Origin of the sequence: Shewanella polaris, assembly GCF_006385555.1 — a bacterium.
GTDB classification, from domain to species: Bacteria; Pseudomonadota; Gammaproteobacteria; order Enterobacterales; family Shewanellaceae; genus Shewanella; species Shewanella polaris.
In genome coordinates this window covers 528,388-540,462 of sequence record NZ_CP041036.1, presented here as the reverse complement: position 1 = coordinate 540,462, position 12,075 = coordinate 528,388, and the positions used below count along the sequence as shown (strand labels likewise).

The 12,075-nt window shown below is 43.0% G+C and carries 11 protein-coding genes; 7 read left to right on the top strand and 4 right to left on the bottom strand.

Annotated features, from left to right (window positions below):
* Positions 1 to 130 precede the first annotated feature (130 nt).
* Both purD and FH971_RS02365 read left to right on the top strand, forming a co-directional pair.
* A complete protein-coding gene (gene purD / locus FH971_RS02370; RefSeq protein WP_140233205.1) occupies positions 131 to 1,432 on the top strand; it encodes a phosphoribosylamine--glycine ligase in 1,302 nt (433 codons plus the stop codon).
* A 249-nt stretch (positions 1,433 to 1,681) separates the two neighbouring features.
* Entirely contained in the window at positions 1,682 to 1,900 is a 219-nt protein-coding gene (locus FH971_RS02365) for a hypothetical protein (RefSeq protein ID WP_137223295.1), read from the top strand.
* Positions 1,901 to 1,989: 89 nt separating this feature from the next.
* Here the strand turns inward: FH971_RS02365 and FH971_RS02360 are convergent, their stop codons facing one another.
* Positions 1,990 to 3,192, bottom strand: a complete 1,203-nt coding sequence (locus tag FH971_RS02360) for an IS256 family transposase (protein ID WP_140233204.1) — start codon at positions 3,190 to 3,192, stop codon at positions 1,990 to 1,992.
* A 490-nt stretch (positions 3,193 to 3,682) separates the two neighbouring features.
* On the opposite strand from FH971_RS02360, the gene nhaC reads away from it, so the two are divergent.
* Entirely contained in the window at positions 3,683 to 5,167 is a 1,485-nt protein-coding gene (gene nhaC, locus FH971_RS02355; protein WP_140233203.1) for a Na+/H+ antiporter NhaC, read from the top strand.
* A gap of 34 nt (positions 5,168 to 5,201) precedes the next feature.
* On the opposite strand, the gene FH971_RS02350 is transcribed toward nhaC, so the two are convergent.
* Both FH971_RS02350 and FH971_RS02345 read right to left on the bottom strand, forming a co-directional pair.
* Positions 5,202 to 6,542, bottom strand: a complete 1,341-nt coding sequence (locus tag FH971_RS02350) for an NAD(P)/FAD-dependent oxidoreductase (protein WP_140233202.1) — start codon at positions 6,540 to 6,542, stop codon at positions 5,202 to 5,204.
* Between the two features lie 39 nt (positions 6,543 to 6,581).
* Entirely contained in the window at positions 6,582 to 7,139 is a 558-nt protein-coding gene (locus FH971_RS02345; protein ID WP_140233201.1) for a GNAT family N-acetyltransferase, read from the bottom strand.
* Between the two features lie 141 nt (positions 7,140 to 7,280).
* Here FH971_RS02345 and FH971_RS02340 point away from each other — a divergent pair, with 141 nt between their 5' ends.
* From FH971_RS02340 to FH971_RS02325, 4 genes are all read left to right on the top strand, one after another.
* Positions 7,281 to 7,982 (top strand): spondin domain-containing protein, encoded by a 702-nt coding sequence (locus FH971_RS02340; RefSeq protein WP_140233200.1) that lies wholly within the window; start codon positions 7,281 to 7,283, stop codon positions 7,980 to 7,982.
* Between the two features lie 11 nt (positions 7,983 to 7,993).
* Entirely contained in the window at positions 7,994 to 8,713 is a 720-nt protein-coding gene (locus FH971_RS02335) for a spondin domain-containing protein (RefSeq protein ID WP_140233199.1), read from the top strand.
* Between the two features lie 110 nt (positions 8,714 to 8,823).
* A complete protein-coding gene (locus tag FH971_RS02330) occupies positions 8,824 to 9,558 on the top strand; it encodes a response regulator transcription factor (protein WP_137223307.1) in 735 nt (244 codons plus the stop codon).
* The gene (locus tag FH971_RS02325; RefSeq protein ID WP_137223309.1) at positions 9,558 to 11,015 is read left to right on the top strand and encodes a sensor histidine kinase; all 1,458 of its coding nucleotides are present in this window, start codon (positions 9,558 to 9,560) and stop codon (positions 11,013 to 11,015) included. Before FH971_RS02330 ends, FH971_RS02325 begins: the two co-directional genes overlap by 1 nt.
* Positions 11,016 to 11,279: 264 nt before the next feature.
* Here FH971_RS02325 and FH971_RS02320 read toward each other — a convergent pair whose 3' ends face one another.
* The gene (locus FH971_RS02320; RefSeq protein WP_140233198.1) at positions 11,280 to 11,882 is read right to left on the bottom strand and encodes a class I SAM-dependent methyltransferase; all 603 of its coding nucleotides are present in this window, start codon (positions 11,880 to 11,882) and stop codon (positions 11,280 to 11,282) included.
* Between the last annotated feature and the right edge of the window lie 193 nt (positions 11,883 to 12,075).

The window sequence follows — 12,075 nt, the reverse complement described above, 5'->3', positions numbered from 1 at the left end:
ACGCTAATATCAAATATAGGTATCGCTTATCAATCATGTTTTTGCTAAATGCTTTTGCAAACATAGATAACAAGCGATACTTTTTAAATTTTGTTTAACGAATTAGAGCATAGCTATAAAAGGATTAAAGATGCAGGTACTTATAATTGGTGGTGGCGGTCGTGAACATGCTCTAGCTTGGAAAGCGGCTCAGTCCGCTCAAGTTGAAAAAGTGTTTGTTGCACCCGGTAATGCTGGTACGTCTTTAGAACCTAAGTTAGAAAACGTTGCAATTGATGTCGAGCAAATTGACGCACTTGTCGCCTTTGCCAAAGATAATGCCATCGCGATTACTATTGTCGGCCCAGAAGTACCATTATCGCTAGGCCTAGTTGATGCTTTTAATGCAGCTGGTTTAGCCATTTTTGGCCCAACCAAAGGCGCGGCACAGCTTGAGTCTTCAAAAGCTTTTACTAAAGACTTTTTGGCTCGTCATCATATTCCAACGGCTGAATATTCAAACTTCACCGACATCGTTCCAGCTAAAGCGTACGTTACCGAACTCACAAACAAAACAGGCTTTCCGGTTGTAATTAAAGCCGACGGTTTAGCTGCGGGTAAAGGTGTCATCATCGCTGCGGACCAAGCAGAAGCCGATGCAGCCATTGACGATATGCTAGCAGGCAATAAGTTTGGTGATGCCGGTTCACGTGTGGTAATTGAAGAATTCTTGAAGGGTGAAGAAGCCAGCTTTATTGTCATGGTAGACGGTAAGAATATTCTTGCTATGGCCACCAGCCAAGACCATAAAGCCCGCGATAATGGCGACTATGGCCCTAACACTGGCGGCATGGGAGCCTATTCTCCTGCACCCGTTGTGACTCAAGCGGTACACGACTGGACTATCGCTAATGTTATCCGTCCAACGGTAGATGGCATGGCCGCTGAAGGTAACGTTTATACCGGCTTCTTATACGCAGGTTTAATGATTTCACCAGACGGTAGCGCGAAAGTGCTTGAATACAACTGCCGCTTTGGCGACCCAGAAACCCAACCGATTATGATGCGTTTGCAGTCAGATATTGTAGAACTTTGTTTAGCCGCAACTCGTGGTGAATTAGACAAAGTAACTGCAGAGTTTGACTTGCGTGCAGCGGTAGGCGTTGTGTTAGCCGCTGGCGGTTATCCAGATGCTTATCACAAAGGTGATGTCATTGACGGCTTAACTCTTGGCGATACCAACGGTAAAGTGTTCCATGCTGGTACTAGTATTAAAGACGGCCATGTTGTCACTAATGGCGGCCGAGTATTATGTGCTACCGCATTAGGTAACACGGTGACCGAAGCGCAAAAGTCGGCTTACGCATTAGTAGATGCCATTCATTGGGATGATGTGTATTTTCGTACTGATATTGCCTATCGCGCCATTGCGCGCGAGCAAGCTAAAAGCTAATAACTGAATAGTTAATTTAGTTCGCTAAAAACCTGTGATGGCAACATCACAGGTTTTTTTATAATCTGCATATGTATCAAAGATTAATTACAGTTTACCTTAGCTATAATTAACAACTTCTATGATTTAGATCACGAAAATAACACACTTCAAAGAGCAATCTAATAATTAGAAAGGAGTTTGGTTAGTTTAATGCTTCGAACTCCTGTACTTTAGATAACATAATCGAAATGATTATTGGAGGATTTAATGAGATTTAATAACAGCGACCTGATTTATCAAGGCGAAAAATCAGGGCTTCATAATTGGCACACCGCCAATGGCAACTCTTTCTATTGGCATACTGATTGGTTAAATATTGCAGAAGATATGACAGGCCATAAAGCCTTAGAAAAAGTTGATATCCCTAAAGGTAAAGCCACTAAAGCTGATGCAGAAAAAGCCATCTTGAAACATTTAAATAAATAATTGTTACGGCGTATTAAGTAATATTGACCTATAAATGCTAAAAAAGTCGCCCCTTTTAGAGGGTGTAACAGATTCTGTGTAACTGCAATTTAGTTAATATGTTTCACAATTCTGTCTTCGAATTCAATAATAAATCGATTCATCGCAGTACGCCAGTTTCGAATGGGCATGGTCCATTTTTTACTGGCTTCTTTTATAGCAAGGTAAACCATTTTTTTAGCTGAGTCATCACTTGGGAATACCTTACGTTTTTTCAACGCTCGTCTAATCACGCTGTTTAATGACTCAATAGCATTTGTTGTGTAGATAGCCTTACGAATATCCTGAGGGTAGTTAAAAAACGTATTTAAGTTATGCCAATGATTATGCCATGACTTGCTTATTTGGGGGTATTGCTCATCCCAGGTATCGCTGAAACGATCGAGTTCGAGTAACGCTTCCTCCTCCGTTGCGGATTGATAAATGCTCTTAAGGTCCGCTGTGACTGCCTTGTAGTCTTTCCACGATACGTACTTTAACGAATTTCTGACCATATGTACGATACAGAGTTGTACATGAGTATCTGGATAAACGGTATTTATAGCGTCAGGGAAGCCTTTTAAGCCATCAACACAAGCGATGAGAATGTCCTCAACGCCTCGTTGCTGCAGTTCAGTGAGGACACCTAACCAAAATTTAGCCCCTTCATTTTCAGCTATCCAAAGCCCCATTAGTTCTTTATGGCCTTCAAGGTTAATTCCTAATGCTAAGAAAATTGATTTGTTGATAACGCGCTTATCCTGACGGATTTTTATGACGATACAATCAAGGTAAACGATTGGGTAAATGGCATCTAAAGGTCGACTTTGCCACTCAATAACTTGCTCGAGAACGGCGTTGGTTACGCGAGAAACTAACGTGGGTGATATCTCTGCGCCGTACCATTCATCAAAGGCTTGAACGATATCACGAGTACTCATGCCTTGAGCGTAGAGCCACAATATTTTATCGTCCATAGAGGTATGGTGCTTTTTAACTAACTGAGGTTCGAAACTGCCTTCACGGTCTCGCGGCGTATCAAGCTCAAACTGGCCATCTTCAGTTTGAATGCGCTTGCTGGTTTTCCCGTTACGGCTATTAGCAGAAGTGGATTTATGGTGTTTCTCATAACCCAGGTGTTCATCCATTTCGGCATTAAGAGCGGCCTCGACCGTTATCTTCTTGAGCATCTGACTAAATTGATTTAAGTCTTCTGGTGTTTTAATGCTTTTAGCTGCTTCTTTAGCAAAAGCTTCAATATCTTTTTTGTTCATGATTATCTGCCTATTTTTAACTCTCAATAGAGTACGTTTTGATAAGCAGTTACACAAAATTAGTTACAGTCTCCCCTTTTAATGAGGATATCTCTGGTTACAGCGGATATCCTCAACCGTGTTTTTTCAAACTTATTCAAACTTATTCATACGATCTAGCTTCTTACGCATATATAACCAATAGAAATAACTAACTAATCACACAGTTCCATAATAGTCACCATATCCTTTCAAAAGTTCTCCCCTCAAAGCTAACAATGTTCGACTTATCACATCTTTTTATGTCAGGATGTGTGTCTGTTACAAATAAGTTATCAACTTATAAACAAAAAATCTCAGGTAGAGATATTCGACGGTGAACCATTCTCACTTTCAAATATTTACTTCATCTCTAGACCTGATTTGATATCAACAACAATTAATTAATAACAACTAACACCAAATCGCTTTATCGATATTGGTCAATAATAATGATAATAAAGGACCTTTCATGTCTCAAACGACACCCTCCGAGCACAAGCAACCCAGCTTGCTTGATGCACTAATCCCCGTTTTTGCACTTATTCTTATGCTCGCGGCAGCGGTTTATCTGTTTTCTTCAGACAGCTCATCAGGCGCCAATCAAATCGCATTAGTGTTAGCGGCATGTATTGCCATGATCATCGGTTATAAAAATGGTTATAGCTGGAATCAAATGGAACGGGGTATCGTCAAAAGTATTGGTGTTGCGACCGGTGCTTTATTGATTCTATTCAGCGTAGGTTCGCTCATTGGTACGTGGATTTTAGCCGGTACAGTTCCGACGATGATTTATTATGGTATGCAAATCCTTAACCCAGACTACTTTTATACTGCCTGCTGTTTATTGTGTGCGGTGGTTGCACTGAGTATTGGTAGCTCGTGGACCGTTGCAGGTACCTTAGGTATTGCCTTAGTGGGTATTTCGTCTGCAATGGGATTAGATGTCAATATTACTGCTGGTGCCATCATCAGTGGCGCGTATTTTGGTGATAAAATGTCACCCATGTCAGACACCACAAACCTTGCCCCTGCTGTTGCGGGTACAGACATTTTTAGCCATATCCGCCACATGACATGGACCACAGTACCCAGCATTATCATTGCCCTGATTGGTTTTACTTTTTTAGGCCTTACAGCAGAGGCTGCCCCGATAGAAAACCAACTCGCAGATACCTTGGCTTTATTGGATAAGACCTATAGCCCAGGAATACATTTATTGATCCCGTTATTAGTGGTGTTGTATTTAGCTAACCGCAAAATGCCAGCATTTCCAACGGTCATATTAGGTACCTTAGCTGGTGCGGTGTGCGCGGCATTGTTTCAGTTTGATAACGTGATAGCCTTTGTACACGACGACACGCTAGTGCCGATTGTGGCGTTAGTAAAAGGTTTATGGATAGCCATGTTTGACGGCTATGTCGCTAACACGGGCGATGAGGTATTAGATAATTTATTAAGCCGTGGTGGCATGAGCAGCATGGTCACGACAGTGTGGTTAATTCTGTGTGCTATGGCATTTGGTGGCGTAATGGAAGTCACTGGATTATTGAATCGTATTTTAGAAAGTATTCTCACCGTAGTAACGGGTTCCGCTAGCTTGATTATTACCACCCTTGGGGTGTGTATTGGCGCTAACATCATTACTGCGGACCAATACATAGCCATTGTACTGCCAGGTCGAATGTTAAAAGTGGAATACACTCGCCGTAAATTGGCGGCGGTTAATTTAAGCCGTTCACTAGAAGACTCAGCAACCGTAACCAGTCCGCTAGTGCCATGGAATACCTGTGGTGCCTTTATGGCCAGTACACTTGGGGTAGCGACTGTCGCTTACCTGCCCTACGCCTTCTTTAACTTAGTGTGTCCGTTTATTAGTGCATCTTATGCTTATTTCAATTTCAAAATTGAGCCATTAGACGAAACTAAAATAAGCACTGGTGAAGTAATAGGTTAACTAAGAAGCCGCCTATTAACCTAGAAATGGGCGGTTAACCAAAACGATCTTTCAACCAACCATAATGATAATAACCCCATTGCCCAAGCCGTCTTGCTTGGGTGAAGGGGAACTTAGGCAAAGGTTGTTGATACAAAGGTAAATTGGGTAATGTTTCCCCCGCAATACTTTGCGCTAAGCGATACGCAGCTTGGCTACTAAAAGACACTCCTGCACCACAATATCCTAAACTGTACCCTACACCATCTTTGCTATACACATGGGGCATATCATCCATTGCAGCAGCAATCCAACCCGTCCAATTATAAGCAATCGCTTTATTGGTTAAGCTTGGAAAGCACTTATTTAATGCCATTTTTAAGCGCTCGCCATAAACGGGATTAGCAGCATCTTTGCCCCACACCGCACCACGGCCACCAAACAATAAACGATTGTCAGGTAATAAACGGTAATAGTATTTTAAAATACGGGTGTCCATGGTCACTTGATGAGTATGTAAACCGGCCTCTGCAAGCTCTTGAGCGGTAAGCGGCTCGGTTACAATCACATTGCTTAATATAGGCAAAAATTTATCGTCTATACGCTGATTAAACCGTTTAGGGGTATAAGCATTACCCGCCATAATCACTTTATTGGCAATCAGCTCACCACTTTCGGTAATCAAACGATGCTTGCCGCCCTCTTCAATCCAATCTAATACGCAAGATTGCTCAGAAATAGTCACGCCTTGGTTTTGTACCATCGACTTATAACCCAGTAGTAATTTAAGCGGATTGAGACCAAAACCGTCTTTTAAACGCAGCGCGCCATAGGCCTGATGATGATCTAAATACTGAGCCCGAAAATCTTGGCTTGAGATAAACTCGGCATCTGAGTCTTGGCTATCGGCTAAATTTTGTTGAATGTAGTTAGCAGCATTTTGCAGCGTAACTAATGCTTTAGGATTATGCGCCACCTTCAAGTAACCCGCTTCTTGCGGTTCACAATCAATATTGTGTTGTTTTATCAGCCCATCAACTCTAGCTACCGCTTGAGTGAATTCATCGTATATACCCTTGGTCGTTGCTAAGTCCCAACGCTGAGTCATGGCGGCGTACCCTAAACGCCCCGAACCTTTTAATACAAACCCAGCATTGCGCGCACTGGCACCAAAACCAACTTGGTTGGCCTCTAACACATGGCAATCTATATTGAATTCGGTTGCCAAATAATAGGCCGTTAATAAGCCTGTGTAGCCACCACCTACTATGGCAACGTTGGTTTGTTGGCGGCCAGACAATGCAGCAGTTGGTGCGGGTAAGGCTTGAGTGCTTGCCCAATAGCTAGGGGCAAACGTTTGATTATTAGGATGCGAGTTAATCAGCGGATCGTACATATTGGTCTTCTTTTTTATTATTGATTTAGAGAGCAGACATTAAAAAATCAGTAGCATTTCACTGGCAACGCAATGGCAGTCTTCATCGCATATGACGCAAATGTAATCATCGCCCATATAACGTTGATGCCAGCGTTGTGGGTGTTGAGCAATCAATTTCCCTCCCGCCTTAGTAAAGTAACGCACCGCAGCATTATTAGGACTTTGCTGCCATAAATGGCTGACCCCCGCTTTAGCCCCTTGAGCAATAACCGCAGCTTTAGAGGCGGCTAATAGCTCCCCACCAAGCCCTTGACCACGGGCAGATTCTGCAATGGTGTTTGATTTGAAATAACACACATCTTCAAATTTCACGTACCACTTATCAACAGTACACCATTGATCTTGTGGCCATTGACCTGCGGCATACGTTAACCGAAAACCAATAAGTTGTTCATTTTCAAGCGCAACAAAATTGGCATTAATGCCATTTTTAATGCCTTTGTGATAAATCGCGGTGAGTTCCGCGGTGTCCATATAACCACTACCATGGACAATTTCACCGAGTGCGATTACCGCATCAAAGTCAGCGGGAGTCAGTTGTCTAATCATAATCATTGTTATTTTTGTTGGTTTGAACTCACTTTATCACACGTTATTATAGTCAAGTTAACGATGTTAACCTTTTGTGATAATTTGGCGATAAGTAGGTGAGATCACTTGTGCATACTGGCTGCAATTAAACAAAGGAGCTCGGTTATGAAACGTACACTAGTGACTGCAAGTCTTATGGCTGCTGGATTATTCAGCCTACCAACCTTAGCCGCTGATATTGAAGTCAGTGTGACCAATTTAACTCACGGAAATCACTTTACCCCACTGTTGATCGCAGCCCACGACGCTGACAGCCACCTATTTCAAGTCGGAACTGAAGCATCCGCAGCCTTACAAAAAATGGCTGAAGGCGGCGACATTGCCGACTTAGATGCTGCGGTAACCGGCAATGCAGGCGTCACATCAGCAAATCCTGCAACGGGGTTACTTGCCGCAGGTGCAAATGTTAGTGGCGTAATGCTTGATACTGGCGACAACACCCATTTATCTATCGTAGCTATGGTGTTACCCACTAACGATGCTTTTATGGGGCTAGATGGTTGGAAAATCCCTACTGAAGCGGGCACGTACACTATGTACGTCAATGCTTATGATGCTGGCACAGAAGCCAATGATGAAATCATTAATGGCGGCGGAATGTCAGGCGTACCGGGTATTCCGGCAGCCCCTGGTGGTGACGGTGGAGCTAATGGCACTGGCGTGATGGATAATTCTGACAATAGTAATGTACATACTCACCCTGGCGTTTTAGGTGACATGGACCCTGCTGGTGGAATGAGTGATTTAGACAGTCGCGTTCATCGCTGGTTGAACCCTGTAGCCAAAGTTGTGGTGACAGTAAAATAAGGAGGTAGCCCATGAAACGCACTGACTTTACACTTAAGCCCAGCTTAATTGCCATGCTGGCTGCTGCAACACTACTTACTGCCTGTGGTGATGACGATGATGATAATGCTGTTGTTATACCGCCAGCTCCAGTGATGCAAACCTTCACGGTGACCGTGACTAACCTGACGGCTAACCAACCAATGTCGCCGGTTATCTTAGCCTCTCATGCTAGTGATGCCATGTTATGGAACACCGGTGAAATGGCCAGCGAAGCACTCGAGAAACTGGCTGAAGGTGGTGATACTGCCGACATAGCTGCACTAAGCGTGATCGAAAGTAGCATTAACGGCACAGGTTTATTAATGCCTGGTATGTCAGAAACGCTGACTCTGACCTTAGATGAAGCCGACGTAGCTAGCATCAGTTTAGCCACCATGTTGGTTAACACTAACGATGCCTTTACCGGTATTAACAGTTACACCATTGCCGGAATGGAAGTGGATGCAACAACCGCGATGAAGTTTATGGCTTATGATGCTGGCACCGAAGCCAACAGCGAAGCCAAAGGCACTATGCCAGGACCTGCTGATGGCGGCGAAGGTTTTAACGCCAGCCGTGATGATGTCGACTTTGTGCATATTCATCCTGGTGTTATTTCAATGTACGACGGCTTAGCCGATTCAGTACTGGGTGCGTCGCACCGTTTTGATAACCCGGTGTTAGCTATCACTATTATGCGTACTGAATAATCTTAATCGGTCGTGTCGACTGAATGAATTTCAACCCGATTGAAATTTATTCTCCTCAAAGCGGGTCTAAGTATTAATGCAATTACTGGATTTGCTTTGAGGAAGTCACCATGAATGGAACCGCGAAACATAATGGCCATGTTTGTCCGCAACATATTTTGCTAGTCGAAGACGAACAAGACTTGGCTAAGTTAATCATACTTAACCTCAAAGCACTCAACTACAGCGTCGACCACGCCACCACCTTGAAGCAAGCCATGCACATAATCGAACATAAAAGGCTCGACCTCATATTAATGGACCGCATGCTCCCCGATGGTGATGGCATTATGCTGTGTGAGCAACTACGCCAAGACGGTAAGGAAGTCCCGCTGATGCTATTAACCGCCAAAGATTCAGAAGCAGATGTGGTACTAGGTCTTGAAGCTGGGGCAGATGATTATCTCGTCAAACCCTTTAGCGTATTAGAACTGCGCGCACGAGTAAAAGCACTATTAAGACGCGGAAAAGCCCAACATGAACAAACCCAACAAATTGAATTTAACAGCGTAACCATTAACTCCAGTACCCGTGAAGTTACCGCGTTTAATAAAGCGTTAACCCTCACCGCCCGCGAGTTTGATTTACTGCTATTTTTAGCCAAGCACCCGCAACAAGTCTTTAGCCGCATGCAACTGTTAGAAGCAGTATGGGGTTATCACTACGACGGCTATGAGCACACAGTAAACAGTCACATCAACCGTTTGCGTAACAAGCTTTCTTTGTGCTCACCTGAACATGATCTTGTCAAAACCGTGTGGGGCGTAGGCTACAAATTTTCACCACCAGAGGTGCAAGCCCACTAATGAATCGCTTATTTAATCGGTTGTTTTTAGCATCAACAATCATCGTGTTATTACTGTTTGTAGCGTTATGGCAATGGTTGCAACTTAACCATGAATTCAGCCGTAATCAAATTCAGCAATCACTGCACCTACAACTTGCTGAACATATGGCACACATCAACCCTTTATTATCGCAAGGGATCACGTCAGACGCCGCGCTTAAAGAAGCCTTTCACGACTTTATGTTGTTAGGGCCAAGCTTTGAAATTTATACCTTAGACCCAGATGGTAAAGTGATTGCCTATGACGCCAAAGAAGAAAAAATTAAAACTCACCGAGTCGATACTACAATTATTCAACAGTTTTTAAATGGCGACAGCCTGCCAGTGCTTGGCACAGATCCGCGCAGCGAAGATACCCACAAGATTTTTTCCGCCAGTAAACTCATCACCGAAGACGGGCTTCATAGCGGTTATTTATATGTGATTATTGGCGGTGAAGATTACGACAGCTGGCAGGCACTTATTAATGCCGAAAACCAACCTAAAATCTGGGGCGCTACAATCGGTTTTTGGATCATTTTTGCTTTAGTGCTATTTGTGATTTTATTGCGCTATTTTACCCGCCCAATCCAAAAGCTCGCTCAAGACTTAACCGAACTTAAAAACACCCCGATGTCAGACAAACTGATGCTCCCCCAGCGCTATCGTGGCAGCTTAGAAATAAGCCAGCTCAGCCATCATATCAATCATTTATTGCAAGAAATCCAATTGCAGCAACAGCAAGTGAAACGCCAACAACAGGCCAAACACGACTTTTTACTGCATTTATCACATGACTTAAAAACCCCACTTACCGCATTGTTAGGTTATATCGATACTTGGTTGATATTACCCGAGCACGAACGGGACGAGGCGCTAATCCAATATGCTGCAAACTCAGGCCAAACCTTACAACAGCTACTGGCACAGTTATTAGAATTGGCCGCCCTAGAAAATGGTCAAATCGATGCACAACTGCAACAAGTCAACCTAAGCGAACTGCTTAGCGATATTGAACAAACCTTTACTCCTCGAGCAAAAAAGCTCGGGGTTCAATTAGATTTCGACATCAATCATGCCAGCCAAATCTATACCGACCCCGCACTAATGCGCCGCATACTGAACAACTTGGTCGATAACGCCCTGCGCTACACCCCCGCCGGTGGCAAGATTCAAATCATCAACGCACAACACAATGGTCAACAATGGTTAACCGTGCGCGACACCGGCGCAGGCATGCACAAGCATGAAGTTGACGCCCTGAAACAATTATCGATGACGACACTGTCGTTTGAGACTAATCAAAGTCTGCCACAACTCGGCGTCGGACTCGCCATCGTCAGGCAGTTATTAGGCTTATTGAAATGCAGAATTGAAATAGACAGCCAACCGGGCGTAGGAAGTGAATTTAAGATAGAGCTTGTAACGCAGAGTTAATCTCATTTTTGAATCGCAAATGATCAGCGATTTGATTCATGACCTCAGTAGTACTGACTCAGTTTTGTTTATCATTAAACTTCATGATAAACAAAATCAATGATATCTAAACAGAAGAATTAGAACTAAGTTCTAACAAAAAAATTGAGCTACTGTGAGTTAAAAGTATGGCCGCAGGCCATATCTATAAAATGACAGTCTAAGCACCATACTTCACATATCAATCCATTCAGCCGTTTACAACTTCCGCAACATCGAAAAACCTTAAACTGTTTTGTATCCAACTATTTGCACAACGGCACTGTCTCCTTGATGATATTTTCCTTCAGAAATATGTCTTTCTACTTCATTACCAATAACAAACTCTAACCCTTTAAGCTCAGTTTCCAATTCTTCCAAAGACATAAATAATTCTTTGTTAGACGCTGGTGGCCCGCCGACTCCTGCCATATGAATATGACGTTCAGTAAATGCTTCTAAAATAAATACGCCGTTATTTTTAAGCGCACTAACAGCTTGTCGATGGAGAGATTTACGCAATAAAGGAGGAACATGTGCAGATATTGATACTATGCCATCCCAGACATTCAAACCTACGTCATAGTGACTCAAGTCCGCTACAACTGTTGATATTTCTACGCCACATTTAGCGGCTAGGCTTTCTGCCTTTTTAAGACCCACAGCAGATTGATCGACAGCGGTAACTATGTATCCTTGTTTAGCCAAAAAAACTGCATTTCTACCTTCTCCTTCCGCCAAACAAAGTACTCGACCACCCTTTGGTATTCGAAAATACTCAGATTTTAAGAAATCATTAGGCTCGGTTCCATACACAAACTCGTCTTCGTTATACCTTTGATCCCACATCTGGGCTCCTATACTTGAAATGATTAACAAGATTGTAGAATGGCTAAAAATGAACACTTAGTCTAATGCTTGGTTTAGAAGATGGTCATCAGTATGTGAATAATTGATAGGTATCATTCTATAAACTTATTATGTACAACATAACCCACTGATAAAATCTACAATATAACGCTATACATCGAATGTGAATGTG

Coding starts and splice junctions, on each gene's coding strand:
- FH971_RS02360 (WP_140233204.1), bottom strand. CDS start 3,192: ATGAACAAAAAAGATATTGAAGCTTTTGCTAAAGAAGCAGCTAAAAGC.
- FH971_RS02345 (WP_140233201.1), bottom strand. CDS start 7,139: ATGATTATGATTAGACAACTGACTCCCGCTGACTTTGATGCGGTAATC.
- FH971_RS02335 (WP_140233199.1), top strand. CDS start 7,994: ATGAAACGCACTGACTTTACACTTAAGCCCAGCTTAATTGCCATGCTG.
- FH971_RS02320 (WP_140233198.1), bottom strand. CDS start 11,882: ATGTGGGATCAAAGGTATAACGAAGACGAGTTTGTGTATGGAACCGAG.
- purD (WP_140233205.1), top strand. CDS start 131: ATGCAGGTACTTATAATTGGTGGTGGCGGTCGTGAACATGCTCTAGCT.
- FH971_RS02325 (WP_137223309.1), top strand. CDS start 9,558: ATGAATCGCTTATTTAATCGGTTGTTTTTAGCATCAACAATCATCGTG.
- FH971_RS02340 (WP_140233200.1), top strand. CDS start 7,281: ATGAAACGTACACTAGTGACTGCAAGTCTTATGGCTGCTGGATTATTC.
- FH971_RS02330 (WP_137223307.1), top strand. CDS start 8,824: ATGAATGGAACCGCGAAACATAATGGCCATGTTTGTCCGCAACATATT.
- FH971_RS02350 (WP_140233202.1), bottom strand. CDS start 6,542: ATGTACGATCCGCTGATTAACTCGCATCCTAATAATCAAACGTTTGCC.
- FH971_RS02365 (WP_137223295.1), top strand. CDS start 1,682: ATGAGATTTAATAACAGCGACCTGATTTATCAAGGCGAAAAATCAGGG.
- nhaC (WP_140233203.1), top strand. CDS start 3,683: ATGTCTCAAACGACACCCTCCGAGCACAAGCAACCCAGCTTGCTTGAT.